Origin of the sequence: Roseomonas gilardii (genome assembly GCF_001941945.1) — a bacterium.
Classification (GTDB): domain Bacteria; phylum Pseudomonadota; class Alphaproteobacteria; order Acetobacterales; family Acetobacteraceae; genus Roseomonas.
Genome location: NZ_CP015583.1, coordinates 1,823,432 through 1,848,274, shown reverse-complemented (window position 1 = coordinate 1,848,274; position 24,843 = coordinate 1,823,432). Strand labels below are relative to the sequence as shown.

Genomic DNA, 24,843 nt, shown 5'->3' with positions numbered 1-24,843 from the left:
GTGGCCATCCTGCCCGGAACGTGTCGCCAGATGAAAAGCGGGAAAGACAGCCCGCTTCCGGCGGCGCTGGATCACTCCCGGTGCGGCGTGTGCCGGGCGAAGGTCAGCACCAGCACGTCCCGGTGCCCCGGCCGCGACGGGTCGATCGGCAACACGGGCGTCACCCCGTGCCAGACCCGCCGGTCGTCCAGCAGCACCGTGTCCAGCGGGTTCTCCAGGGTGAAGCTCGCTTCGCCGGGAGGGGCACCCTCCTGTGCGTCCACACGGATGCCGGTCACGCCGCCCGCAACGTTCTCACGCCCGATCAGGGTGACCAGCACGAAATCCACGCCGTCCCGGTGCATCCCCTCCGGCGTCGGCTTGCCAGCGGCGTTGGGGCGCGCCTCGATGCGGAACTGGTGCATCTCCACATGCCAGCGCGGCGGCGGCGTCTCGGCGAGCTCGAACACCGCCCGCGCCCCGCTCAGCAGGCGCGACAGCGGCGCCCCTGCCGCGATCCCGGGCTCCACCGGCTCGAACCATCGCTCATGCCCGCCATTCAGCGGATTGTGGTGCAGGGTCTGGTAATGCGGCTGGTGCGGGCCCTGGGTCAGGGGCTCGCCCTGCGCCGCGCCGAAGACGGCATGGCGGCGCAGGCGATAGCGACCGCCATCGGCCATGTGGGTGTCGGGACGCAGGTCGTTCCAACTCGCCACGAACTCCTTCCACGGGGCGCTGGCCAGTGCCTCCCCCGCCGGGTCCAGCAGGCGCGTGACCTCGTGGCCGGGGAGAAAGACATAGCCCGACCCACGGATGGCCTCCGCCAGATCCTCCCGCCTTCTGGTATTCACAGTCATGGACGGTGCTCCAGCATCACCTGCTTCATGCGTCGCACGGCGGCGCCCAGGCCATCGAACAACGCCTGGCCGAGCAGGAAGTGGCCGATGTTCAGCTCCACGATCTCCGGAACGGCGGCCATCTCGGCGGCGGTGACATAGTCCAGCCCGTGCCCGGCATGGCACTCGATGCCCAGCGCCGCGACCTGCCGCGCCGCCTCGGCCAAGCGCTGCCGTTCGCGGTCCCGCGCCGCGCCGGGGGCGGCCTCGCAATAGGTGCCGGTGTGCAACTCCACCGCCCCGGCGCCGAGCCGCCCGGCGGCCTCGATCTGGCGCGGGTCGGGGTCGAGGAAGAGCGACACCCGCGTCCCGGCCCCGCGCAGCGCCGCCACGATGGGGGCGAGCTGCGCCTCCAGCCCGGCGGCGTCCAGCCCGCCCTCGGTGGTCAGTTCCGCCCGGCGCTCCGGCACCAGGCAGGCGGCATGGGGGCGGATCGCCAGGGCGAAGTCCCGCATCTCCTCCGTCGCGGCCATCTCCAGGTTGATCGGGGCCTGGAGCTTCTCCCGCATGATGCGGACATCGGCGTCGCGGATGTGCCGCCGGTCTTCCCGCAGATGCACGGTGATGCTGTCGGCACCGTTCTCCAGCGCCAGGACCGCCGCCGCCAGCGGGTCGGGATGCGTGCCGCCGCGGGCGTTCCGCAGCGTGGCGACGTGATCGACATTCACGCCCAGCCGGATGGGAAGACTCATGGGGCGGCTCCGGGAAGGATGTTGCGGCGGGCGGCCATGTCCGCCGCCATGCGGAGGGCGGCGAGGAGGCTGCCAGGTTCGGCGATGCCGCGACCGGCGATGTCGAAGGCAGTGCCGTGGTCGGGCGAGGTCCGCACCACCGGCAGGCCCAGGGTGACGTTCACGCCGCCATCCATGTCGAGCGTCTTCAGCGGGATCAGCGCCTGGTCGTGGTACATGCAGAGCGCGGCGTCATAGCCGGCGCGGGCGCGGGGCGTGAACATCGTGTCCGGCGGCAGCGGGCCGAAGGCGTCGATCCCCTCGGCGCGCAAGGCCTCGATGGCGGGCACGACGATGCGCCCTTCCTCGTCGCCCATGGCACCCCCTTCCCCCGCGTGGGGGTTCAGCCCGGCCACGGCGATGCGCGGTGTGGCGATGCCGAAATCCGCCTGGAGGCTGCGGTGCAGCACGCGCCCGGTGCGGAGGATCTCCGCCGTGGTCAGCTCCTCCAGCGCGCGGCGCAGCGAGACATGGATCGTCACCGGCACCACGCGCAGCTCCGGGCAGGCCAGCATCATCACTGGCGGCTCGGTGAGGCCGGTGAGCGCGCCGAGATATTCCGTGTGCCCCGGAAAGCCGAATCCGGCGCCGTAGAGCGAGGCCTTGCTGATCGGGTTGGTGACGAGGCCGCCGACCTTGCCCGCCTGGGCGAGCCGCACGGCCGTCTCGATCGAGGCGAGGATGGCGGGCGCATGCGCCCTGTCGGGCCGTCCCGGCGTCGCCGGCGCGGCGAGTGGCATGGGCAGCACCGGCAGGCGCTCGGGGAAGAGCGCGGCGGCCTCGCGGGGATCGGCGACCTCCGCCAGCGCCACCTGCCGGCCGAGCCGGGCCGCCAGCGCCGCGAGGCGTGCCGGATCGTCCAGGGCCACGAAGACCGGCCCTTCGCCATGCCGGGCGATCTCCCAGGCGGCCAGGGTCAGTTCGCCGCCGATACCGGCGGGGTCGCCCATCGTCAGGGCCAGGGGAAGGGTATCGGCGTCCATGATCGGCCAGAGCTGCTGAGAGACCGCTGAGATGAGGCAGGTCGCGACGGGAAGGAAAGCGGCAGCGGGAACATGCCTGCCCCGCCGCCAGCAGGGTGTTTCAAAGCGTGACGCCTGTCGCCTCGCGGAAGGCATGGCCACCGGCCAGGAAACGATGCGTGCTTTTCCCGGTGCACCGCCGCCCTGTCCGTTGCCGGGCCGCAAGGATCGGGGCTTTCGCGGCCCGGCCCCGGCGGCCCCGCGCGTCAGAGATCCGGGTAGGAATGCGTCTCCGCGGCCCCGCCCGGATGGGTTACCGCGCCCAGATGCGCCGGGCCGACGAGCTGGGCGTATTTCCACAGCGCGCCGCTGTTGTAGTCCGTGCCGCGCGGCTTCCAGGCCGCCTTGCGCGCGGCGAGTTCCTCCTCCGGCAGCAGCACGTCGATCGTGCCGGCATCGGCGTCGATCACGATGTGGTCGCCGTTGCGCAGCAGCGCGATCGGCCCGCCCACCGCCGCCTCCGGCCCGACATGGCCGATGCAGAAGCCGCGCGTGGCGCCGGAGAAGCGGCCATCGGTGATCAGCGCCACCTCCGCCCCCATGCCCTGGCCATAGATCGCGGCCGTGGTGGAGAGCATCTCCCGCATCCCCGGCCCACCCTTCGGGCCTTCGTAGCGGATGACGATCACGTCGCCGGACTTGTAGGCGCGCTGGTCCACGGCGGCGAAGGCATCCTCCTCGCAGTCGAAGCAGAGCGCCGTGCCCTCGAAGCGGCGGTTCTTCATCCCGGCCACCTTCACGATGGCACCGTCCGGCGCGAGGTTGCCCTTCAGCCCGACCACGCCTCCGGTGGGCGTGATCGCCTTCGACACCGGGTAGATCACGTCCTGGTCGGTCGGGAAGACCACATCCGCATGGTTCTCCGCCAGCGTCTTCCCCGTCACCGTCAGGCAGTCGCCATGCATCAGTCCCGCATCGAGCAGCGCCTTGATGATCACCGGGATGCCGCCGACCTTGTGTACGTCCAGCGCCACGTATTTCCCGCCCGGTTTCAGGTCGGCGATATAGGGGGTGCGGCGCATGATCGCGACCACGTCGTCCATGGTGAAGCGGATGCCCGCCTCATGCGCGATGGCCGGCAGGTGCAGCCCGGCATTGGTCGAGCCGCCGGTGGCACCCACCACCACCGCCGCGTTCTCCAGCGATTTCAGCGTGACGATGTCGCGCGGGCGGAGGTTGCGGCGCACCAGCTCCATCACCGCCCGGCCCGATTCCACGGCCCAGCGGTCACGGTCCTCATAGGGCGCCGGCGCCCCGGCCGAGCCGGGCAGCGCCAGCCCGATCGCCTCGCTCACCGTGGCCATGGTGTTCGCGGTGAACTGCCCGCCGCAGGCCCCGGCGCTGGGGCAGGCGACGCATTCCAGCGCATGCAGTTCCTCGTCCGACATCTTGCCGGCGGCGTGCATGCCCACCGCCTCGAAGACATCCACCACCGTGACGTCGCGGCCCTTGTAGGTGCCGGGCAGGATCGAGCCGCCATACATGAAGACGCTCGGCACGTTCAGCCGCAGCATGGCCATCATCATGCCTGGCAGCGACTTGTCGCAGCCCGCGAGTCCGACCAGCGCGTCGTAGCAATGGCCGCGCACCGTCAGTTCCACCGTGTCGGCGATGGCATCACGGGAGGCGAGCGAGGACTTCATCCCCTGGTGCCCCATGGCGATTCCGTCGGTGACCGTGATGGTGGTGAACTCGCGCGGCGTGCCCTGCGCCTCCCGCACCCCGGCCTTCACGCTCTGCGCCTGCCGGCTCAGCGCGATGTTGCAGGGCGCGGCCTCGTTCCAGCAGGTCGCGACGCCCACCAGCGGCTGGGCGATCTCGTCCTCGGTCATGCCCATCGCGTAGTAGTAGGAACGGTGCGGCGCGCGCTCCGGCCCCACCGTCACATGGCGGCTGGGCAGGCGGGACTTGTCCCACTTCTGGCCTGTCTGGGTCATGGTCCGTTTCCCTGTCGGGCCGCCGTCGGTGCGGCCCGCTCCCGTTCTGCCACCACGGCGTCATGCTGTCGCCGGGCGTGGCGGGCCACCCAACCTATGGTGATGAACCGTCAGGCCGCGAAAGCGGCGCGCGCGGCACGGATGCGGGTGTAGCGCACCGCCAGATAGAGCGCCGCCACGGTCACCAGCACGCCGAACTGATGCGGCACCTGCGGCAGGAAGGCCATGACGGCATCCGCCACGATCATGGCGAGGAAGGCGGCCGCCCAGGCCAGGGTGATCTCCCGGTTGGTCCGCAGGAATTCCGGCTGGTCCCAGATTTCCGGCGGCGTTTCCTCCCGCGCATATTGCAGGGTGAAGGGCGTGCCGATCAGCAGGGATGCCAGCACGATCGCGAGCAGCCCCGTATCCACCGCCAGGCGGACCAGGGGAATGCTCCATTCGGCGCCGCGCGCGGTGGTCCAGAAGGCCAGGGCGGCGAAGAGCAGCACGGTCCCGGCCTCCAGGATCTTCACCGAGCGCCGCAGGACGAACCGGTCGCGCAGGATCAGGGCGGCGGCGGTCAGGAAGCCCGCCCAAAGACCTGCCTCCGCCCGGCCGAAATGCGCCAGGACCGCGAAGGCCAGGAAGGGCGCGAAGCTGAGAAGGAGGTTCATGGAGAGGCCACCGTGAGAGCAGCATCGGGAAAGAGGCGCTGCAGATAGGCGGCGAGGTCTGGGGCGCGCCAGGATGGCCCGGTCCAGCCCAGATGCCCGTCGGGGCGCACCAGCAAGGCCCGCCCCGCCGGACCATAGGCCTTGGCGAAGCCGCCCTCCGCATCATGCAGGATGCCGATGGCGGGCTGTTGCCCCGCCGCCGCATCCGTCAGCGCCACGAAGCGCAGCCGGTCGCCCAGGACCGGGCCGAGAGCCAGGGCGAAGTCCGACAGGGCGCGCAGTTCCGCCTTCCCCGCCCCCTTCTCCATTCCGGGCATCCAGGCCAGCAGCACATGCGCCGGGCCCCGCAGCATCTCGTGCAGACGGAGCGGGAAGCCGATCCCCTCCTGCCTCAGGCCGCCGGCATCGGGGGCGCGATCGCCCGCCACGACCCCCTGCCCCGCCGGCCCGTCATCCCGCACCCAGTCTCCGCCGCGGTAGGAAATGCCGAGTTGCGTGTCGGCCGAGCGATCGGGCTTGCCGCCTTCCTCCCGGCCGAAATTCATGCTGGCCGCCACCGTGCGGGCGATGACATCGGCGCCGACCGGCCGGCGCTCGGCCTCGTAGCTGTCCAGCAATGCCTCGGGCGCCGCGCCGTCCAGCACCAGGGCCAGTTTCCAGGCAAGGTTGTAGGCATCCTGGATGCCGGTGTTCATGCCCTGCCCGCCGGTGGGCGGATGGATATGCGCCGCATCCCCGGCGATGAAGACCCGGCCCTGCCGGTATCGCGTGGCCAGACGCATGCTGATCCGGAAGATGGAGGACCAGCGCAGATCGGACAGCACCGGCTTCTCCGGCAGCAGCGCGTCGGCCACCTCCTGGAGATGGTGCAGCCCCGGCCCCGCCGTCTCGCCCTGGATGCCGTGGGCGGTGCCGCCCGCCGGCACGAGGGAGGGTGGCGCGACCATGGTGATGCGATAGCGGCCGTGCTCCGGCAGCGGCACGGCCACGAAGATGTCGGGTGGCGCGGCCTCGTTCATGTGCAGGGCGCGGAACGTCATGCCGTAGGGAAGATCCCAGCCGATCCGCACATCGCCCAGCATGAAGGTCATGGGCATGGCCTCGCCCTCGAAACCGATGCCCAGGGCGCGGCGGACGGCGCTGTGCGCCCCATCGCAGCCGATGACATGGCGGAAACCCGCCGCCTCCACGCTGCCATCGGCATGCGTCAGGCTGACGGAGACCCCATCCGCATCCTGGCTGAGCCCGGAAAGCGTGACCCCGCGCTCGATGGAAATGCCCGACCGGGCGAGGTGCCGGGTCAGGACGCGCTCGGTCTCGTATTGCGGCAGGCCGAGCGGGCCATAGGAAAGACCGCTGCCGTCCACCGTCACGTCCATGGGCGGCCGTCCCTGGAGGACCGAGCGGAGTCCGCGGATCCACAGCCCCGCCCCGATCATCTCCCGGGCGATGCCCATGTCGTCCCAGACCTCCAGGGTCCGGGGCGTGACGCCGATGGCGCGGCAATAGGGCGAGGGCTGCGTCAGCCGGTCGATGAGGCGGCATCGCTGGCCGTGCCGGGCCAGTTCCGCCGCCATGGTCAGCCCGACCGGTCCCGCTCCCACCACCAGGACATCGGCCATCGCGACAGCGCTCCCGATCCGGCATGTCTTTCCGGACTCGGAATTTCTAGGCCGGTCGCTCGCGGCTTGTCCATGCGGCAGACCGGCAGCAATGGGCCTGCCGCATGGGGTGGGATGCTTCCGCCTGCCGCCTCAGGCCGCAATGCGGCCCAGCGCGGCCTCCAGCCGGGCGATTTCCGCCTGGGCTGCGGCGAGGCGTTCGCGGTTCTCCTCGACCACCTCAGGCTTGGCACGCGCAACGAAATCGGCGTTGTCGAGCTTGGCGGCGATCTTCTTCGCCTCCGCCTCGGCCTTGCCGCGCTCCTTGGCCAGACGGGCACGCTCGGCATCGATGTCGATGATGCCGGCCAGCGGCAGCATGATCGTCGCCTCGCCCAGCACCGCCTGCGCCACGCCCTTCGGCGGCTCGCCGGCGAGCGGCTGGATCGCCTCGATCCGTGCCATGCGGGCGATGGTGTCCAGCCAGCGCTGGCCGCGCGCCAGCACCTCCGGCCCCGCCCCCTGCACCAGCAGCGGGAAACGCTGGCTGGGCGGCACGTTCATCTCCGCCCGCACGCCGCGCACGGTGGAGACCAGCCCGACCAGCCAGTCCATCTCCTCGCGCGCCGCCTCGGGCTCGCTCACCCGCACGGGCTCCGGCCAGGCGGTGTGAATCAGGCTCAGCTCCGGGCCGTAGCCCATCTTGTGCCACAGCTCCTCGGTGACGAAGGGCGTCACCGGATGCATCAGCTTGAGCAGCACGCCCAGCACGTGCTGCGCCGCGCCCTTGGCCTCGCGCGCCTCCGGCGTGTCGCCCGAGGCAAGCGCCGGCTTGGCGAATTCCAGGAACCAGTCGCAGAAGGTATCCCAGGCGAAGCGGCGCACCGCGGCGGCGTATTCGTCGAAGCGGTAGGCCTGCAGCGCCGCCGTGGCCTCCCGCACCGCGAGATTCGCCGCGTCGATCACCCAGCGTGCCAGCGGCGTGGTGCAGGCCTCCGGCAGGAAGCCCGGATCGGCCTGGATGCCGTTCATCTCGCAGAAGCGCGCGGCGTTCCAGAGCTTGGTGATGAAGGAGCGGCCGTTCTCGACGCGGGAGCGCCCCAGCTTCACGTCGCGCCCCGGCCCGGCCAGGGCGGCGATGGTGAAGCGCATCGCATCGGCGCCGTAGCTGTCGATCAGCTCCAGGGGATCGATCACGTTCCCCTTGCTCTTCGACATCTTCTGGCCCTTCTCGTCGCGGACCAGACCGTGGATGTAGATGGTGCGGAAGGGCACGTCGCCCATGAAGTGCATACCCATCATCATCATCCGGGCGACCCAGAAGAAGATGATGTCGAAGCCCGTCACCAGCACGTCGGTCGGGTAGTAGCGCGCGAGCTCCGGCGTCTGCTGCGGCCAGCCCAGCGTGGAGAAGGGCCAGAGCGCCGAGGAGAACCAGGTGTCGAGCACGTCCTCGTCGCGGGTCAGTGTCTCGTCGCGTCCGTAATGCGCGCGCGCCTGGGCCTGGGCCGCGGCCTCGTCGCGCGCCACGAAGGCGGTGCCGTCCGGCCCGTACCAGGCGGGGATGCGGTGCCCCCACCAAAGCTGGCGGGAGACGCACCAAGGCTCGATCTCCCGCATCCAGGCGAAGAAGGTGTTCTCCCACTGCTTGGGGACGAACTGCATGCGCCCGTCCTCGACCGCGGCGATGGCGGGCTTCGCCAGGGTCGCGGCGTCACAGTACCACTGCATGGTCAGGCGCGGCTCGATCGGCACGCCGGAACGATCGCCATGCGGCACGGCATGGACATGCGCCTCGATCTTCTCCAGCAGTTCCAGCCGCTCCATCTCCGCCACGATCGCCTCGCGCGCCTTGAAGCGGTCCAGCCCGGCCAGCGAGCGCACGAAATCCGGATCGGCGATGCCCTCGACCGCGGCGAGATCGCCCTCGATCTCCTCCAGCATCACCCGCGCCTCGGCATCCAGCACCGAGAGGGCGGCGAGGCCATGCCGCTTGCCGACCTGGAAGTCGTTGAAATCATGGCCCGGGGTGATCTTTACCGCGCCGGTGCCCTTTTCCGGGTCGGAGTACTCGTCCGCCACCACCGGGATGCGCCGGCCCGTCAGCGGCAGGATCACATGCCGGCCGATCAGGTCGCGATAGCGCTCGTCCTCCGGATGCACGGCGACGGCGGTGTCGCCCAGCATCGTCTCGGGCCGCGTGGTCGCCACGGTCAGGAAGCGGCCCGGCTGGCCCTCGACGGGATAGCGCAGGTGCCAGAGATGGCCCTTCACCTCGCGGCTCTCGACCTCCAGGTCGGAGATCGCCGACTGGAAGACGGGGTCCCAGTTCACCAGCCGGCGGTCGCGGTAGATCAGCCCCTGCTCGTGCAGGGTGACAAAGACCTCCCGGACGGCCTCGGAGAGCCCTTCATCCATGGTGAAGCGCTCGCGCGGCCAGTCCAGGCTGGCACCGAGGCGGCGGAGCTGCCGGGTGATGGTGCCGCCGGACTGCGCCTTCCATTCCCAGACATGCTGGGTGAAGGCCTCGCGCCCGATCTCGCGCCGCTTGAGGCCCTGGGTGCCCAGCAGGCGCTCCACCACCATCTGGGTGGCGATGCCGGCATGGTCGGTGCCCGGCTGCCACAGCGTGTCCCGCCCCTGCATCCGGCGCCACCGGATCAGCATGTCCTGCACCGTGAAGGTTAGGGCATGGCCGATATGGAGGCTGCCCGTGACGTTGGGCGGCGGGATCATGATCGTGAAGGGCTGGGCCGGGCTGTCCGGCCGGGCGGAGAAGGCCCCGGACTGTTCCCAACCTTCGTAGAGCTTCGCCTCGAAATCGGCGGGCGTCAGGGTCTTTTCGAGCATGGCGCATCCCTGTGCCGGGAGACGCCCGAACGTCAAGTGCGGAAGGGTTGCGCCCGGGTCAGAACACCCTTCTCAGAACATCCCTTCCGCGTTCCGGCCTCAGGCGGCCGGTCGGCCGAGCACTCTCTCGATCTCCGCGCGCACCATGCGCTCCACCATCCCCGGCAGATGAGCGTCCAGCCAGTTCTTCACCAGCGGGCGGATCTCCTCGCGCACCACGTCCTCGATGCTCGGGCCGTTGCGGGAGATGACACTCTTCTGCTCGGCCGCCACGGCGCGCGCCAGCTCGCCCAGCGCGGCGGCGGCGGCGGCGGCCGTGGAGGGCGCCAGCAGCGAGCCGTTGGACGGCACCGCATCGGGCGACGGCGCTACGGTGGGCGGCCCGGACGGAGCCTCGGGTGCGACCATCATCGCCTCGGTCAGGGTCAGGGGTTCGGGGCCGGACTCGGTGCCGGGAGCGGTGGCAGGCACCGGGTCGGGTGCCGGCGCCTCCTCCTCCGCAGGCTCCTCTGCCCGGTGCGGGGCCGGGCTGGAGGTCAGGGGCGTCGAGCCCGGCAGGGCCGGCGCCGGCCCTCCCGCTGCCTGCGCGGGTGCCGGCACCACCGGCGCCAGCCGGGGCGGCAGGGTGCCGGGCATGGCCGCCGCCGCCGGGGCGGCAGGGGCGCTGGTGGTGGGCTCGTCCTCGTTCAGGATGCGGCGGATGGAGGCCAGGATGTCCTCCATGTTGGGGTCCTGGCCGTTGGGCCCCTGCGTTCCGGACATGTTCAGCGTTCCGTCGTGGCGGCGACCGGCGTGTAGTCGCCCAGGCCGATCCAGCGGTCGCGCACCGCCTTGTAATAGGATGTCATGTCATAGATCTGCACCGGCAGGGCGAGGTCCTTCGCCGTCAGCCGCCCCACCGCCGCCGCGAGCGCGTAGGAGGAGGTCACGTTGCTTGCCAGTGCCTGCACCAGCGCCACGCGGTTGTTCAGCAGCTCCTGCTCCTGGTTCAGCACGTCCAGCGTGGTGCGGCTGCCGACCACCGCCTCGCGCTGCACGCCGTCCAGCGCGACCTCGGCGGCGCGGATGGCGGAGCGGTTGCCCTCGACGGTGGCGCGGTTGCTCACCAGCGTTTCCCAGGCGGAGGTCGCCTGCTGGCTGGCCGTGCGGCGCTGGTCGTCCACCACCTGCCGCAGCCGCGACGCGTCCTGGCGCGCGGCGCGCACGCTCGCATACTCCGCACCGCCCTGGTACAGCGGCACGGTGACGTTGGCGGTGAACTGCCCACCCGTGAAGCGCGTGCCGTCGGCCGTGGAGTTATCGGCGCGGTAACCCTGCGCCTGCAGGCTCGCCTGTGGCAGAAGCGTGGACATCTGCACGTCGATGAAGTCGCGCCCCGCGGCCTCGTCGAACAGCGAGGCCACCACGTTCGGGTTGTTGACGGCGGCCATCTGGCTCGCTTCCTGTGAGGAGCGGACCGGCGCCTTCAGCGGCTGCGGCGCGGTCAGCCGGTTCGGCACCATGCCGATCACCTGCTGGAAGACGGCGCGGGCGCTCTGGAGCTGGCCTTCCGCCGTGGCGCGGTTGGCGCGGGCGGAGGAAAGCCGCGACTCTGCCTGGGCCACGTCGGTGCGGGTAATCTCGCCGACCCGGAAGCGCTCGTTGGTTGCATCGAGCTGGCGCTGCAGCACCTGAACGTTGTTGACGTTGAGGCGCAGCTCCTCGGAGTAGAGGATCATGTTGACATAGGCGTTGATCGCCTGCTGCAGCACCTGCTGCTCCGTGGCGAGGAGGCGGGCGCGCTGCGCCAGGACCTGGTTCTCCGCCCGGCGGGTGGAGGCCACGGTACGGCCACCGCGATAGATCGGCTGCGACGCCGTCGCCGCCAGCGTCATCGTGTTCCGGGAGACGTGGCTGTAGTAGGATACGTCGTTCTGTCGCGCGCGCGCCGTGCCGTCCACATAGCCGGCCGAGCCGCTCAGCGACACGGTGGGCCGCCAGCCCGCCAGGGCCTGCGGCACGTTCTCGTCCACCACGCGCAACTGGGCACGCGCTGTCTGCAGCGTCGGGTTGTTGGCATAGGTCTGCGCCAGGGCTTCCTGCAGCGTCTGTGCCTTGGCTGCGGCGGGAAGGGCAAGAGCGGTGGCGAGAGCGAGGGTGAGGCGTCGTGACATCGGCACCGGAACTCCTTGCGCGGGCCCGAAGGCCGGGCGCCCAGGTCTCGAGGGATGGTTTTGCCGGAGCCTAGACCGCCCCGCCGCCCCATGGCCAGAAGAGCCGTCATCCGGAGGGATGGTCGCGGACGGGCGGCAGCGGGAAGGCGGGTGGGCCCCGGCGGGCATTGGGCCGGGCCCGTCTGGCGGGCCCGGTCCGGTCGGGGATGTCTTCCGGGCCATCCAGGCGGGGCTTCCGCCCCTGGGGCCCGGGCGGCCCCTGCCGTCAGGCGAAGACGAATCCGGCGGGCGCGGAGAAGCCGGGCAGCCGCTCCGTCTGGCAGTCGAAGGCCGGTACCGCGGAGAAGGCGCCACCGGTCCGGCGGCCGAGCACCGCCCGGCCGGTCTGGCCCTCTGGCCGCAGCACGGTCACGAGTCGCCCGCCCTCGGCGAGCTGCGAGGAAATGGCCTCCGGCACCTGGGGCACCGCTCCCTCGATGAGGATGGCGTCATAGGGTGCGGCCTCGGGCCAGCCGGCGGCGAGATCGCCCTGCTCCAGCCTCAGGCGCAGCCCGGTCAGGTCGCCCAGGGCGCGGCGCGCGATGGCGACCAGGCGTCCATCGGATTCCAGCGCGACGACCTCGGCCCCCATCTCCGCCAGGACCGCGGCGCCGTAGCCCGTGCCGGCGGCAACCACCAGCACGCGCTCCCCCGCCCGCGGGTTCATGAGCTGAACCAGCCGCGCCAGGGCCATCGGCTGCATCAGGAAGCGCCCCTCGCCGAGCGGCACGTCGCCATCCACCATGGCGCGGTCCGCCATGCCCTGCGGCACGAAGCGCTCGCGCGGCAGTGTCAGCATGGCATCCAGCAACCGGGTGTCGGTCACCTTGTTGGGGCGGACCTGCCCGTCCACCATGTAACGGCGCGCCTCGACGTAATCCATGCCGCCTCTGGACCCCCTGATGGTCGTATCTCGGGCCGCTTATAGGTCCGTGCGGGCATGGGGCCAAGCCTACAGCCGCGAATGTATCAGCTTCCCGCCCCACCCCTCTGGACAGGACGGTGCCCGCCCCGTAGATGGGCGGCGTGGCTCCGTGCCCGAGTGGTTAGGGAGCGGTCTGCAAAACCGTGTACGGCGGTTCGATTCCGCCCGGAGCCTCCACACCCCCATTCATCCTGAATACCGTGAAATCAGCCGCTTGTGGCTGGTTCCTGCTGTCTTGCGCGAAGCGGCGGGCCGATATTCCGGAGAATGCCCGATTGTTTGAAAAAATCTGGCTCCCCTGTCTTGCGGCCCCCGCCGCCCTCGGATAGATGAGCCCCACCACGGCGATCCCCGATAGCTCAGCTGGTAGAGCACGCGACTGTTAATCGCTAGGTCGTTGGTTCGAGTCCAACTCGGGGAGCCATTTTTCCTGACTGCATGATGCGGCGACGGTGCGGGAGTTTTCCCCGGACCGGGGCACGCTTCGCCCCTTCCGGCTTGGCATCTGGCCCGCCGAGATTCACCCGCAACGGATGCGGTGCGCGGCTGTTGGAACGGCATCCCCCGGAGGGCCGGCCCGTCCGGGACACAGTCAGGAAGCCCCCATGCCCAAGACTGTCCGCAAGGAGGATTTCCCGACCGCCGGGGTCCGCCGCTATCTTGAGCCCGGGCCGATCGTGCTCGTCTCTTCGCAATGGCAGGGGCGGAACAACATCATGACCCTGGGCTGGCACATGGTGATGGAATTCTCGCCCTCCCTGGTCGCCTGCATGATCTCGCGCGGCAACCACAGCCACCGGATGATCCGCGAAAGCGGCGAATGCGTGATCAACCTGCCCACCACCCGCCTGACCGACGAGGTCGTCGGGATCGGCAACTGCAGCGGGGCGGAGACGGACAAGTTCGCCGCTTTCGGCCTGACCGCCGAACCGGCCCGCGAGGTCCGGGCGCCGCTGATCGGCGAATGCCATGCCAGCTTCGAATGCCGGCTGCATGACGATGCGCTGGTCGGGAAATACGATCTCTTCGTCTTCGAGGTGGTGAAGGCGCATGTCGCCCCCTCCCCCCGGCATCCGGAAACGCTGCACTATACGGGGGATGGCGTCTTCATGGTGTCGGGCCGGATCATCAGCCGCCGGTCGCTGTTCCGGCCGGAGATGCTCTGACCCGGTACGGGCGGTTGCTTTTCCTGGCTGTTTTCTTCGTGTTGTCATGAACCCGCCGCTGGCGCGGCCGGGCCTGCCATGCAGAATCCGGCCATGTCCCGCGAACAGATCCTGACCAATGCCACCCTCGTCCTGCCCGATCGCCTGCTCGACGGCACCATCCTCCTCCACGACGGCCTGATCGCGGAGATCGCCCCGGGCCGCAGCCAGGCACCGGGCGCGCTGGACCTGGAGGGGGACTACCTGATCCCCGGCATCATCGACCTGCACACCGACAACCTGGAACGTCAGGTCCTGCCGCGCGCCGGGGCGCGCTGGCCCTCGCGCTCCGCCATGCTGTCGCACGACGCGCAGACCGCGGCCGCCGGGGTGACGACGGTCTTCGATGCCCTCTGCGTGGGCGACATCAACACGACCGGCGGGCGGCACCGGACCTTCCTGGACGGGGTGGCCGACCTCGCCGCGCTCGGCCTGGCGGGGGTGATGAAATGCGACCACTTCCTGCATCTGCGCTGCGAGCTGCCGGCGCCGGACATGGATTCGCTGCTGGCCGAGGTCGCCTCCCATCCGCTGCTGCGCTTCGCCAGCCTGATGGACCATGTGCCCGGCGTGGGTCAGTTCGTGGACATGGACCGCTATCGTGCCATGAAGCGGCGCGAGGGGATGAAGGACGGGGAGATCGAGGCGCATATCGAGGCGATGACCGCGCTGCGCACGGCGAATGCCCCCCGCAACCGCGCCGCGCTTCTGGAAACGCTGGGCGGGCGGGTTCCGCTGGCCTCGCATGACGACTGGAGCTCCGCGGAGGTCGCGCGGAACCATGCGGACGGCATCCGTGTCAGCGAGTTCCCGGTGAACCAGGAGGCCGCCCGCGCCGCCCACGCGCATGGCATGGACGTCATCGTGGGCGCGCCGAACCTCGTGCGCGGCGGCAGCCACTCGGGCAATGTCGCGGCCATCGACCTGGTGCGCGAAGGGTTGGCGGACTGCATCGCCAGCGACTACGTGCCCCCCGCCATGCTGGAGGCCGCCTGGCGTCTCGGCCTGGGGGAAGGTATCGGCCTCCCGGCCGCGATCGCCCTGGTCACCGCGAACCCCGCCCGCATGGCGCGGCTGGAGGATCGCGGCAGGCTGGAGCCCGGGCTGCGCGGCGACATGGTGCGGGTGCGCCCCCTGCCCGCCTCGCTCGCACCGTCGGGCGCCGCGCTGCCCATGGTGCGCTCGGTCTGGCTGGCGGGGGAGCGCATCGCGTGACACCCTCTGCCGAGACCGCCCGCGTCGCCCTCTACTGGGCGCCGGAGCGCGACGATCCGCTGCACCGCCTCGGCGCCTCCTGGCTCGGGCGCGACCCGGAAACCGGCGCCACGCTGGAACAGCCGCATATCCCGGGCTTCGACCTGACCGAAGCGACGGCGGATGCGCGGCTCTACGGCCTGCACGCCACGCTGAAGGCGCCCTTCCGCCTCGCCACCACCTATGCGGAGTTCCGCGAGGGGGCGATGGCGCTGGCGGCACGGCTGCGCCCCTTCGCCTTGCCGCCGCTGGCGCTGGAGAATTTCGGCGGCTTCCTGGCGCTGCGGGAATCGCAGCCCTCGGCGTTGCTGCAAGGCTTCTGCGATGCCTGCATCGAATCGCTGGACCGTTTCCGCGCCCCGCTGAACGAGGCCGAGTTCACCCGCCGCCGTCCGGAACGCCTGGAGCCGCGCCGCCGCGCGCACCTGGAACGCTGGGGCTATCCGGATGTCTTCGAGGACTGGAAGTTCCACGTCACCCTGTCCCGCCGCCTGTCGGAGCCGGAGGCGGCCCTGGTCCGGCCTGTGCTGGAAGGGTATCTGGGCGATGTCCCGGCCCGCCCGCGCCCGGTGCGGGAGCTCTGCATCTTCACCCAGCGGGCGCCCGGCGCGCCCTTCCTGATCGCGGAGCGCCTGCCGCTGCTCGGCTGAGGCGATTTCATGCCACGCCCCTGCTGACGCGGCGCGGGGCGTGGGTCTATGACTCACGGCCATGTTCACCACACGCCCCGAGATCGCCGGCACCTTCGGTGCCGTCGCCAGCACGCACTGGATCGCGAGCCAGGTCGGCATGGCCGTGCTGGAGCGGGGCGGCAACGCCTTCGACGCCGCCGCCGCCGCCGGTTTCACCCTGCAACTCGCCGAGCCGCACCTGAACGGGCCGCTCGGCGACTGCCCGATCATCGTCCATGATGCCTCCACCGGCACGCAGAGCGTGATCTGCGGCCAGGGCGTGGCCCCGGCGGCGCTGGACGTGGCGCTGGTGCGGGACTCGCTGGGGCTGGACCTGATCCCCGGCACGGGCCTCCTGCCGGCCATGGTGCCGGGCGCCTTCGACGCCTGGGCCACCATGCTGCGCGACCACGGCACCTGGCGGATCGCCGATGTGCTGGAATACGCCATCGGCTATGCCATGGGGGGCATCCACTACGTGCCGCGCATCTGCGCCACGGTGCAGACCATGCGGCCGCTCTTCGAGCAGGAATGGCCAACCAGCGCCGCGCTCTGGCTGCGCGACGGCGGGCCGAAGCCGGGCCGGCTCTGGGCGAACCCCGCCCTGGGCGAGACCTACCGGCGCGTGGTGCGCGAGGCCGAGGCCGCCGGCCCGGACCGCGTGGCGCAGATCGATGCGGCGCGCCGCGCCTGGTACGAGGGCTTCGTGGCCGAGGCGATCGACCGCTTTGTGCGTGGGACCGAGGTGCTGGACGCCTCCGGCCGCCGCAACAGGGGCGTGCTGACCGGGCAGGACATGGCGCGCTGGCGCGCCCCGGTGGAGGCGCCCCTCGCCCTGGACTACGGCGATGTGCGCGTCCTGAAATGCGGTGCCTGGAGCCAGGGGCCGACCCTGCTGCAGACCCTTGCCCTGCTGCGTGGCTTCGACCTGAACGCCACCGACGCCACGGGCGAGGAATTCGTGCATCTGGTGGTGGAGGCGATGAAGCTCGCCTTCGCCGACCGCGAGGCCTTCTACGGTGATCCGGACTTCGCCGCCGTGCCGATGGAGACGCTGCTCTCCGAACCCTACAACGCCGCGCGGCGCGCCCTGATCGGCGCCGAGGCCTCGCTGGAGTTCCGCCCGGGCTCGCCGGACGGGATCGCGCCGCGCACCGACTACGCCGCCGCCGTGGCCCGCGCGGAGGCGGCCCACGAGGCGCTGGGCGGGGGCGAGCCGACCGTCTCGCGCCTCGGCGCCTCGGGCGGCGACACCTGCCATGTCGATGTGGTGGACCGCTGGGGCAACATGGCCTCGGCCACACCCTCGGGCGGCTGGCTGCAATCCTCCCCGGCCATCCCGGAGCTGGGCTTCTGCCTCGGCACGCGCGGGCAGATGTTCTGGCTGGACGAGACGCTGCCGAACGGGCTGCGGCCTGGCAAGCGGCCGCGTACCACGCTCTCCCCCTCCATGGCGCTGCGCGACGGCAAGGCCTGGATGAGCTTCGGCACGCCGGGCGGGGAGCAGCAGGACCAGTGGCAGCCGATCATGCTGCTGCGGATGCTGCATCACGGCCTGAACATCCAGCAGGCGATCGACGCCCCGGCCTTCCACACGGAGCACTGGATCTCCTCCTTCTGGCCGCGCGGTGCGCGCCCAGGGAAGGTGGTGCTGGAAGGCCGCTACGACGCCGCGGTGGCCGATGCGCTGACCGCGCGCGGGCACAAGGTCGAGGTCGGGCCGGACTGGTCGGAAGGACGGCTCAGCGCCGTCCGCCGGGAGCCGGACGGGCAGATCCTGGCCGGCGCGAATCCGCGCGGCATGCAGGGATACGCGGTCGGCCGCTGATACGGCGTCATGGGGCGGCGCGAGCCGCCCCGGGTGACCGGCCTCAGGCGCTGCAACCCGCGCAGGGCGCCAGCACGCCGCCCGTGGTACGGCGGATGCGGAAGGCGGATTCGCGTGCCTTGGCCACGATCTCGGCGGTGTCCACGGCGGTCAGCCTGCCGCCGCGCTTCAGGATGCGCCCGTCCACCAGCACGGTGTCCACGTTTGCCGCCGTGGCGGACTGCACGATGGTCGTCTCCACATTCGCCATCGGCGCCGTGTTCAGCGCATCCACCCGCACCAGGATGAGGTCGGCGCGCTTGCCGGGGGTGAGGGAGCCGGTGACGTCGCCCAGGCCGAGCGTCTTCGCCGCGTTCAGAGTCGTCCAGCGGATGATCTCGGCATGGCCGATCGGCCGTTCGCCTTCCGAAGGCGTGCCCTTCCACGGTATGCCCATCGACCAGGTGGTGCGCATCGCCTCGAAGAGGCTGGGCGAGCCGAGCGAGCTGGCATCGACCGAGAGCGAGAGCAGCACCCCCGCCTTGCGCTGCGCCATCAGCGCCGCGCGCGGGTCTCCCGCATTGCCCAACCGGAACTCGGAGAGGGTCGAGAAGCTATTGGGAACGCCGTTGCGCGCCAGCACCTCGAAGTCCGGCGACGCTCCATTGATGTAGTGGGCGAGCATGAAGCCCGGCTGCAGGATGCCGCGCTTCTCCCAGTCGAGGATGTCGATCCGGTTCGGGGGCGCCTGCCCGGCATGGGTGGCGTAGGGGATGCCGCGCTCCTTCACCATCGCGCTCTCGCGGAAGAAGGTCTCCGCCGTGCTCTGGCCGATGCCGCGCAGGTTCACGCCCAGATGCACCAGCCCGCCGAAGGGGCCGGATTCCCCGAACCACTCCTTCCGCACGCGGTCGATGTCGGGGAAGTCGATCAGCGCGTCGCCCGCGAGCTGGTCGCGATGGCCATAGGCGAAGCGGGCACGGGTCAGCAGGTCGCGATGCGCGCGCAGCTCCGCATCCGCATGCGCGGGCGAGCGGGTGTTGTTGCACCAGTTATGCACGGTGGTGACGCCGTTGTTCAGGAGCTCCGCGAGGCCGAGGCGCAGGCTGTTGTAGAAATCCTCCGGCGCGTAGTGCGGCGAGGAGGCGTTCTTCGCCTGGAAGTACTCCACCCCGCCATCGGCGATGAAGTTCCGGCCGAGTGCGCTCCACATGTGGTAGTGCGTGTCGATCATGCCGGGCATGACGATGGTGTCGGTGGCGTCGATCACCTCGGCGCCGGCGGGCGGATCGATGCTCGGCGCGACCTGGACGATGGCGCCGTCCCGCACCAGCACGTCGCCGCGCGGCAGCGTCCCGAGCGCCGGATCGACGGTGATGACGGCGCCGCCGCGGATCAGGTAGTGGCCACGCGTCACGTTCGGCGCCGTGCCGGCGCCGCCGCTGCCCTGCGCCCAGGCGCGGCCGATGAAGGGGGTGGCGAGGCCGCTGCCCGCGCCGACGGCAATGCAGGCCAGGCCACGGGCAAATCTGCGGCGGGTTGTCATGGAAAATCGCGTCTCCGGATCAGCATGCAAATGTGACGCAATCTCCATGCCGCATGTCGAAGCGGCTGCGTCAGGGCGCGGGAGTTTCGGGCTGGAGATAGGCGAGCACGGCCTCCGTCACCATGCGCCGCTGCGCCGCCGCGTCGGCAGGGTCGTCCAGGGCACGGCCGAAGATCGCCTTCCAGGTGTGGCGGTTGGAGATCCGGTAAAAGCAGGTCGAGACGATCAGCAGGTGCAGGTGCAGCGGGTCCACATCCCCGCGGAACACCCCTTCCCGCACGCCGCGCGCCAGCACCTCCTCCAGCAGGCCCAGCACCACCGAGCTGCGCGAGGCGATGGTGGGCGAGGAGGAGACGTGCTGGGCGGCATAGATATTGGCCACCGAGATCAGCCGGCTCCAGTCGGGGTTCTCGTTGTGATAGTCGAAGGTGACCTCCACCAATCGGCGGATCGCTTCCAGCGGAGGCAGGGCCGAGGGGGCCACGGCCTGCTCGATGCTCCGCATCTCGGCATAGACCTCCTCCAGCACGGCGGAGAAGAGCTCCTCCTTGCTGCCGAAATGGTAATAGACCATCGGCTTGGTCGTCCGTGCCAGGGCGACGATCTCCCCCACATTGGCGCCGCTGTAGCCTTTCTCGGCGAAGATGGCGCGCGCGGCGTCGAGGATGTTCTGCCGCGTCCGCTGCGATCCGGCCGACCGGCCGCGGGGCCGCGGGGGCTTTTCCAAGACGAGCTCCATCGACGTTCCTCCCGCAAGGTTTAGCGCAACCGGGGCCCGTCACCGGACCATGCTTCGTCACCCGGTCATGTAAAAAATAACTCTTTAAATCTACCGTACGGTAGGTCTAAAGAGCCGCATAGAGTGCTTGCGCAACGAGCACCCGATTCAACAGGTGTTGAGGGAGGACAGGATGGCGGGATTCCATGGGCCTGGACGTCCGGGCGTCATCTGGGGCGGGCCCACCTGTCCGGCAGACGGGCAAGGCCGCACCGCACAGCGGCATTCCGTGCCGCCGATCCGTCCCGTTCGATCCCTTCGCCCATATCGCCATCGCGCAGGCGCCGGCCTGTCGACATCACCCTGACCCTACCGGACGCCACTGCGAGTAGTGGCGCCCAGGCCATGAGCCGACGGACCAGTCGAGAGGAAACAAGAATGAGCGGGACTCAAGAACACGAGCCGCATGGCCGGCATCAATCCAAGAAAGCGGCGGCCAGCGGCTGGATCGGCTCGGCGCTCGAATATTATGACTTCTTCATCTATGCCACCGCCGCGGCGCTGATCTTTCCGCAGATCTTCTTCCCGGCCGGTAACCCGACCGTAGCCATCGTCGCCTCGCTCGCCACCTATGGCGTCGGCTATGTCGCGCGCCCGATCGGTGCCTTCGTGCTCGGCCACATGGGCGACACCATCGGCCGCAAGCGCGTCCTGATCTTCTGCATGTTCCTGATGGGCATCTCGACCATGCTGGTTGGCCTGCTGCCCACCTATCATCAGGTCGGCATCCTCGCCCCGGTGCTGCTGGTGATCCTGCGTCTCGTCCAGGGCTTCGCCGTGGCCGGCGAGATCTCGGGCGCCAGCTCCATGATCCTGGAGCACGCGCCCTTCGGCCGCCGTGGCTTCTACGGCAGCTTCACCCTGCAGGGCGTGCAGGCGGGGCAGATCCTGGCCGCCGCCGTGTTCCTGCCGCTCGCCCACTACATGCCGACCGAGGCCTTCCAGAGCTGGGGCTGGCGCATTCCCTTCCTGCTCAGCTTCTTCGTGATCGTGGTCGGCTTCATCATCCGGCGCGAGGTCGAGGAAACCCCGGCCTTCACCGAGGAGGAGAGCAAGACCGGTGCCCCCCGTGCGCCGATCAAGGAGGCTTTCCGCGAGAACTGGCCCGACATGATCCGCGTCGTCTGCATGGCGCTGATGAACGTGATCCCCGTCGTGGCCACGGTCTTCGGCGGCGCCTATGCGGTGCAGGCCGCCTACGGCATCGGCTTCCACGCGGATGTCTATCTGTGGATCCCCGTGCTCGGGAACATCCTGGCGGTGCTGGTGATCCCCTTCATCGGCAACCTGTCCGACAGGATCGGCCGCCGTCCGCCGATCATCGTCGGTTCGCTCGGCGCCGGGCTGCTGTCCTTCGGCTACCTCTATGCCATCAGCATCCACAACGTGCCGATGGCGATCATCATGTCGCTGCTGATGTGGGGCCTGGTCTACCAGGGCTACAACGCCATCTTCCCGAGCTTCTTCCCGGAGCTCTTCCCGACCCGCACCCGCGTTTCGGCGATGGCGATTTCGCAGAATGTCGGCACCACCATCACCGCGCTGCTGCCCGCGCTCTTCGCCACCATCGCGCCCCCGGGCTCGGCCAATATCCCGCTGACCATCGGGGCGGTCACCCTGGGCATCACCGCCATCGCGGCCATCGCCGCCTACAGCGCCCGCGAGACCTACCGTATCCACATGAACGACCTGGGACAGGCGAATGCCCAGCCGGTGGAAAAGGGCCGCTACGACGAGCTGCGGCTGCAGTCGATCAACGCGACCCTGGCCAAGGGCTGACGCGATCCGGCCGGGGCGGAAACCCGCCCCGGACCGTGAACCGGGAGAGGGCCGGCGGAGGAAGCTCCGCCGGCCCTTTTCATGTCCTCAGGCCTTGCTCACGCCCCAGAAGAGCGGGAACGGCGCCTTGGCCACGCCCTTCAACCCGCCCCGCCAGGCGGAGTAGCCCAGGAAGAAGCCGGTTGGGACATAGGTCACGAGGTCCATGGAGCCGGCATTGATGGCATCCATCGCCTGCTTCTCGGCAGCCAGGTCCGGTGCGTCGAACCAGCGCGCGATGTCGGCCTGCACCTTGTCCGACTTCGGCCAGCCGAACCAGGCACCGTCGCCGCTGGCATCCACGCCCTTGTAGGGCGCCGGGTTGATGCAATCGACGCCGGAATGCCAGGAGAAGAAGATGTTCCAGCCGCCCTGGGACGGCGGCGCCTTGCTGGTGCGGCGGGAGCCGACCGTGCCCCAGTCCAGCGCCTGGTAGTCCACCTGGAAGCCCAGCTTCTTCAGCACCTCCGCCGTCACGTCGCCCTGGGCCTTGGTGATCGGCACGTCGGAGGCCACCAGCATCGTCACCCTGGCTCCGGCATGGCCCGCCTCGGCGATCAGCTTCCTCGCCGCCTCGATCTGGCGCGGCCCCTTCAGCCGTTCCGCTCCGGCCTCGGTGTAAAGCGGCGTGCCGGGGGTGAAGAAGCTTGGCAGGCGCTTCCACAGCGCCTCGTCGTCACCGACGATGGCGCGCATGTAGTCCTCCTGGTCCACCGCCATCTGCAAGGCGTGACGCACGCGCACATCGTCGAAGGGCGGCTGCAGGTGGTTGATCCGCATGGCGCCGATATTGCCGAGCGGATCGGCGATCTCGACGCTCAGGCCGCGCACGCCCTTGAGCACCGGCACGAGGTCGGCGATCGGGTTCTCCCACCAATCGATCTCGCCGCTCTGCAAGGCACCGGCGGCGGTGCCCGGGTCAGGCATGGTCATCCACTCCACCCGGTCGAGCAGCACCTTCTTGCCGCCGGCCAGCCAGTCGGACGGCTCCTCGCGCGGCTGGTAGTCAGGGTTGCGCTCGAAGACCGCCTTCGACCCGGCCATCCATTCATCGCGCTTGAAGCGGAATGGCCCGGAGCCGACATAGTCCTTGATCTGCTGGAACGGATCCGTCTTCGCAATCCGTTCCGGCATGATCACCAGCAGCGGCGTGTTGCTCTTGCCCAGGGCGAAGAGCAGCTTCGGGAAGGGCTTGTTCAGCCGGAAGCGGAAGGTCCGGTCGTCCACCGCCTCCAGTGCGTCCAGCCGGGCCTTGATCATCTGGCCCATCGTGTCGCGCGCCATCCAGCGGTTCACGCTGGCGACCACGTCGGCGCTGCGCACGGGCTCCCCGTCATGGAACTTCAGGCCGGGGCGGAGGCGGAAGGTCCAGGTCCTGAAACCGTCCGCAACCTCGTGCCCCTCGCACATCTGTGGCTTCGGCTGCAGGTCCGCGCCCAGGCCGTAGAGCATGTCGAACACCATCAGCGCGCCGTTGCGCACCACGAGCTGGGTGCCGGCCACGGCGTCCAGGTTCGGCAGATCGGCCTGGGGCACGAAGCGGAGCGTCCCGCCTCCACCGCTGCCCTGGGCGCGCGCGATGCGTGGCATGGCGAGCATGGCGGTGGCCATAACCGCTCCCGTGCCCTTCAGAAGATCCCGACGCTGCATTGCTCTTCTTCCCTCGCAGAACGGAGGATTGCCCAACGAAAGGGCATCCTTCGGCTCCACATAGACCCAGAGCGCCATAATGCCCATAGATGGTGCTTCACCGAGTAAAAACCGACCGTCATGCCTAAACCAGGATCAACTGTCCCTGCCGCGAGCATATGAGCATAAAGTGTTTTCCCGCGCCTCCACCCTTCCCGCCGCGCGCCATGGCGTTCATCTTCCGGCGCGACGGAGGGTGCGATGCGCGCGATCTTTGTGATGATCAAATGCGAGATGGGACAGTCCTACCGCGTGGCGCGGGAGATGGTGGACGGCATCCCGGAACTGTCGGAGATGCATTCGACCTCCGGGCAGTATGACCTGCTGGGCAAGTTCTACCTGGAGCCCGACCAGGATATCGGCCTCTTCGTGGTGGATCGCGTGCAGACCGTTCCGGGGGTGAAGGACACCTATACGATCCAGACCTTCAACGCCTTCTCGGCCTGAGAGGCCGCCCGGTTCAGCCGGCCAGCTCGCGGCGGTAGAGTTCCAGGGTGGCCGTGTCGAAGCAGGCGAAGACGACTTCCAGATCGCCTTCCTCCAGTGCCTGACGGACCGTGGCCACGGCGATGCGGGCAGCCGGGCCCGGCGGATAGCCGTAGATGCCGGTGGAGATCGCCGGGAAGGCGATGCTGTGCCCGCCCGCCTGCCGCAACAGGGCGAGCGAGTTCCGGTAGCAGGCTGCCAGCAACGCAGCCTCCCCCTGACCCCCGCCATGCCAGACAGGGCCGACCGTATGGATCACGTGGCGGGCCGGCAGGCGGAAGCCGGGGGTGATCCGCGCCTCGCCGGCCGGACAGGGCGCCTGGGCGCGGGAGGCACGAACCAGTTCCGGCCCGGCGGCGCGATGGATCGCCCCATCCACCCCACCGCCCCCGGCGAGCGCGCTGTTGGCCGCGTTCACGATCGCATCCACCGCCAAGGTGGTGATGTCCCCCTGTTCCGCCCGCATGCCCATCTCGTCCTCCCATTGGCCGACGGCCGCCCCGGGGGCCGGCCCTGACCGCGCGTCAAACTTCACCAAATGTCAGCGTTTTTTGCTGCACTGCGAGATGAGGCCGGGCACCTCGGCTGATACGATGCCCGGCGGTCCGTCCTCCGCTGGCGGAACCAACCGAGAGACCCTTATGAGCACAGCTTCCCCGCTATCCTCATCCAGCGGGCGGACCAGCCTTCCCGCCCTGGTCTCTGTCACGACGCTCTTCTTCGCCTGGGGTTTCGCAACCTCGATCATCGACACGCTCGTGCCGATGGTGCGCTCGGTCTTCTCGCTTAGCTTCACCGAG

Annotated in this window: 20 protein-coding genes and 2 tRNA genes; 8 read left to right on the top strand and 14 right to left on the bottom strand. The window is 70.0% G+C overall.

Annotated elements, in window-relative coordinates:
* Nucleotides 1-71: 71 nt before the first annotated feature.
* The 10 genes from RGI145_RS08345 to RGI145_RS08300 all read right to left on the bottom strand — a co-directional run bounded on the left by RGI145_RS08345 (nt 72) and on the right by RGI145_RS08300 (nt 12,747).
* Nucleotides 72-836: a 2OG-Fe dioxygenase family protein gene (locus tag RGI145_RS08345; protein WP_075797985.1), complete on the bottom strand. Its 765-nt coding sequence runs from the start codon at nt 834-836 to the stop codon at nt 72-74.
* The gene (locus tag RGI145_RS08340; protein ID WP_075797984.1) at nt 833-1,567 is read right to left on the bottom strand and encodes a pyridoxine 5'-phosphate synthase; all 735 of its coding nucleotides are present in this window, start codon (nt 1,565-1,567) and stop codon (nt 833-835) included. Before RGI145_RS08340 ends, RGI145_RS08345 begins: the two co-directional genes overlap by 4 nt.
* Nucleotides 1,564-2,589, bottom strand: a complete 1,026-nt coding sequence (pdxA, locus tag RGI145_RS08335; protein WP_075797983.1) for a 4-hydroxythreonine-4-phosphate dehydrogenase PdxA — start codon at nt 2,587-2,589, stop codon at nt 1,564-1,566. The genes RGI145_RS08340 and pdxA overlap by 4 nt, the downstream gene beginning before the upstream one ends.
* A gap of 245 nt (nt 2,590-2,834) precedes the next feature.
* The gene (gene ilvD / locus RGI145_RS08330) at nt 2,835-4,565 is read right to left on the bottom strand and encodes a dihydroxy-acid dehydratase (RefSeq protein WP_075797982.1); all 1,731 of its coding nucleotides are present in this window, start codon (nt 4,563-4,565) and stop codon (nt 2,835-2,837) included.
* 110 nt (nt 4,566-4,675) lie between these two features.
* Nucleotides 4,676-5,221, bottom strand: coding sequence for a hypothetical protein (locus RGI145_RS08325; protein ID WP_075797981.1), 546 nt, complete (start codon nt 5,219-5,221; stop codon nt 4,676-4,678).
* The gene (locus RGI145_RS08320; protein WP_075797980.1) at nt 5,218-6,843 is read right to left on the bottom strand and encodes an FAD-dependent monooxygenase; all 1,626 of its coding nucleotides are present in this window, start codon (nt 6,841-6,843) and stop codon (nt 5,218-5,220) included. Before RGI145_RS08320 ends, RGI145_RS08325 begins: the two co-directional genes overlap by 4 nt.
* Nucleotides 6,844-6,975: 132 nt before the next feature.
* Nucleotides 6,976-9,672, bottom strand: a complete 2,697-nt coding sequence (locus RGI145_RS08315; protein WP_075797979.1) for a valine--tRNA ligase — start codon at nt 9,670-9,672, stop codon at nt 6,976-6,978.
* 99 nt (nt 9,673-9,771) lie between these two features.
* Nucleotides 9,772-10,434 (bottom strand): DUF2497 domain-containing protein, encoded by a 663-nt coding sequence (locus tag RGI145_RS08310; protein ID WP_075797978.1) that lies wholly within the window; start codon nt 10,432-10,434, stop codon nt 9,772-9,774.
* Nucleotides 10,435-10,436: 2 nt separating this feature from the next.
* Entirely contained in the window at nt 10,437-11,825 is a 1,389-nt protein-coding gene (locus tag RGI145_RS08305) for a TolC family outer membrane protein (protein ID WP_083670553.1), read from the bottom strand.
* Between the two features lie 265 nt (nt 11,826-12,090).
* The gene (locus RGI145_RS08300; protein ID WP_075797977.1) at nt 12,091-12,747 is read right to left on the bottom strand and encodes a protein-L-isoaspartate O-methyltransferase family protein; all 657 of its coding nucleotides are present in this window, start codon (nt 12,745-12,747) and stop codon (nt 12,091-12,093) included.
* Nucleotides 12,748-12,892: 145 nt separating this feature from the next.
* Here RGI145_RS08300 and RGI145_RS08295 point away from each other — a divergent pair.
* The 6 genes from RGI145_RS08295 to RGI145_RS08270 all read left to right on the top strand — a co-directional run bounded on the left by RGI145_RS08295 (nt 12,893) and on the right by RGI145_RS08270 (nt 17,747).
* Nucleotides 12,893-12,966, top strand: a tRNA-Cys gene (locus RGI145_RS08295).
* 171 nt (nt 12,967-13,137) lie between these two features.
* Nucleotides 13,138-13,213, top strand: a tRNA-Asn gene (locus RGI145_RS08290).
* 181 nt (nt 13,214-13,394) lie between these two features.
* Nucleotides 13,395-13,955 (top strand): flavin reductase family protein, encoded by a 561-nt coding sequence (locus tag RGI145_RS08285; RefSeq protein ID WP_075797976.1) that lies wholly within the window; start codon nt 13,395-13,397, stop codon nt 13,953-13,955.
* Nucleotides 13,956-14,048: 93 nt separating this feature from the next.
* Nucleotides 14,049-15,209: an alpha-D-ribose 1-methylphosphonate 5-triphosphate diphosphatase gene (locus tag RGI145_RS08280; RefSeq protein WP_075799943.1), complete on the top strand. Its 1,161-nt coding sequence runs from the start codon at nt 14,049-14,051 to the stop codon at nt 15,207-15,209.
* The gene (locus RGI145_RS08275; RefSeq protein ID WP_075797975.1) at nt 15,206-15,898 is read left to right on the top strand and encodes a DUF1045 domain-containing protein; all 693 of its coding nucleotides are present in this window, start codon (nt 15,206-15,208) and stop codon (nt 15,896-15,898) included. The genes RGI145_RS08280 and RGI145_RS08275 overlap by 4 nt, the downstream gene beginning before the upstream one ends.
* Nucleotides 15,899-15,959: 61 nt before the next feature.
* Nucleotides 15,960-17,747 carry a gamma-glutamyltransferase family protein gene (locus tag RGI145_RS08270; RefSeq protein ID WP_075797974.1) on the top strand — a complete coding sequence of 596 codons (1,788 nt, stop codon included), beginning with the start codon at nt 15,960-15,962 and terminating at the stop codon, nt 17,745-17,747.
* Between the two features lie 43 nt (nt 17,748-17,790).
* Here the strand turns inward: RGI145_RS08270 and RGI145_RS08265 are convergent, their stop codons facing one another.
* Together RGI145_RS08265 and RGI145_RS08260 are read right to left on the bottom strand one after the other, a co-directional pair.
* A complete protein-coding gene (locus RGI145_RS08265; protein WP_075797973.1) occupies nt 17,791-19,272 on the bottom strand; it encodes an amidohydrolase family protein in 1,482 nt (493 codons plus the stop codon).
* Between the two features lie 70 nt (nt 19,273-19,342).
* Entirely contained in the window at nt 19,343-20,011 is a 669-nt protein-coding gene (locus RGI145_RS08260; protein ID WP_075797972.1) for a TetR/AcrR family transcriptional regulator, read from the bottom strand.
* 417 nt (nt 20,012-20,428) lie between these two features.
* Here RGI145_RS08260 and RGI145_RS08255 point away from each other — a divergent pair, with 417 nt between their 5' ends.
* Nucleotides 20,429-21,829 (top strand): MFS transporter, encoded by a 1,401-nt coding sequence (locus RGI145_RS08255; protein ID WP_075797971.1) that lies wholly within the window; start codon nt 20,429-20,431, stop codon nt 21,827-21,829.
* 87 nt (nt 21,830-21,916) lie between these two features.
* Here RGI145_RS08255 and RGI145_RS08250 read toward each other — a convergent pair whose 3' ends face one another.
* Entirely contained in the window at nt 21,917-23,518 is a 1,602-nt protein-coding gene (locus tag RGI145_RS08250) for an ABC transporter substrate-binding protein (protein WP_075797970.1), read from the bottom strand.
* 240 nt (nt 23,519-23,758) lie between these two features.
* Here RGI145_RS08250 and RGI145_RS08245 point away from each other — a divergent pair, with 240 nt between their 5' ends.
* The gene (locus tag RGI145_RS08245; RefSeq protein ID WP_075797969.1) at nt 23,759-24,004 is read left to right on the top strand and encodes an Lrp/AsnC ligand binding domain-containing protein; all 246 of its coding nucleotides are present in this window, start codon (nt 23,759-23,761) and stop codon (nt 24,002-24,004) included.
* Nucleotides 24,005-24,017: 13 nt separating this feature from the next.
* Here the strand turns inward: RGI145_RS08245 and RGI145_RS08240 are convergent, their stop codons facing one another.
* Entirely contained in the window at nt 24,018-24,509 is a 492-nt protein-coding gene (locus RGI145_RS08240; RefSeq protein ID WP_075799942.1) for an O-acetyl-ADP-ribose deacetylase, read from the bottom strand.
* Between the last annotated feature and the right edge of the window lie 334 nt (nt 24,510-24,843).

Bases quoted from the DNA above. Each gene is read 5' to 3' on its own strand.
- RGI145_RS08320 (WP_075797980.1), bottom strand. From the start codon at position 6,843: ATGGCCGATGTCCTGGTGGTGGGAGCGGGACCGGTCGGGCTGACCATG.
- RGI145_RS08265 (WP_075797973.1), bottom strand. From the start codon at position 19,272: ATGACAACCCGCCGCAGATTTGCCCGTGGCCTGGCCTGCATTGCCGTC.
- RGI145_RS08270 (WP_075797974.1), top strand. From the start codon at position 15,960: ATGTTCACCACACGCCCCGAGATCGCCGGCACCTTCGGTGCCGTCGCC.
- RGI145_RS08260 (WP_075797972.1), bottom strand. From the start codon at position 20,011: ATGGAGCTCGTCTTGGAAAAGCCCCCGCGGCCCCGCGGCCGGTCGGCC.
- RGI145_RS08245 (WP_075797969.1), top strand. From the start codon at position 23,759: ATGCGCGCGATCTTTGTGATGATCAAATGCGAGATGGGACAGTCCTAC.
- RGI145_RS08310 (WP_075797978.1), bottom strand. From the start codon at position 10,434: ATGTCCGGAACGCAGGGGCCCAACGGCCAGGACCCCAACATGGAGGAC.
- RGI145_RS08250 (WP_075797970.1), bottom strand. From the start codon at position 23,518: ATGCAGCGTCGGGATCTTCTGAAGGGCACGGGAGCGGTTATGGCCACC.
- pdxA (WP_075797983.1), bottom strand. From the start codon at position 2,589: ATGGACGCCGATACCCTTCCCCTGGCCCTGACGATGGGCGACCCCGCC.
- RGI145_RS08285 (WP_075797976.1), top strand. From the start codon at position 13,395: ATGCCCAAGACTGTCCGCAAGGAGGATTTCCCGACCGCCGGGGTCCGC.
- RGI145_RS08305 (WP_083670553.1), bottom strand. From the start codon at position 11,825: ATGTCACGACGCCTCACCCTCGCTCTCGCCACCGCTCTTGCCCTTCCC.
- RGI145_RS08345 (WP_075797985.1), bottom strand. From the start codon at position 836: ATGACTGTGAATACCAGAAGGCGGGAGGATCTGGCGGAGGCCATCCGT.
- RGI145_RS08300 (WP_075797977.1), bottom strand. From the start codon at position 12,747: ATGGATTACGTCGAGGCGCGCCGTTACATGGTGGACGGGCAGGTCCGC.
- RGI145_RS08340 (WP_075797984.1), bottom strand. From the start codon at position 1,567: ATGAGTCTTCCCATCCGGCTGGGCGTGAATGTCGATCACGTCGCCACG.
- ilvD (WP_075797982.1), bottom strand. From the start codon at position 4,565: ATGACCCAGACAGGCCAGAAGTGGGACAAGTCCCGCCTGCCCAGCCGC.
- RGI145_RS08240 (WP_075799942.1), bottom strand. From the start codon at position 24,509: ATGCGGGCGGAACAGGGGGACATCACCACCTTGGCGGTGGATGCGATC.
- RGI145_RS08325 (WP_075797981.1), bottom strand. From the start codon at position 5,221: ATGAACCTCCTTCTCAGCTTCGCGCCCTTCCTGGCCTTCGCGGTCCTG.
- RGI145_RS08255 (WP_075797971.1), top strand. From the start codon at position 20,429: ATGAGCGGGACTCAAGAACACGAGCCGCATGGCCGGCATCAATCCAAG.
- RGI145_RS08315 (WP_075797979.1), bottom strand. From the start codon at position 9,672: ATGCTCGAAAAGACCCTGACGCCCGCCGATTTCGAGGCGAAGCTCTAC.
- RGI145_RS08280 (WP_075799943.1), top strand. From the start codon at position 14,049: ATGTCCCGCGAACAGATCCTGACCAATGCCACCCTCGTCCTGCCCGAT.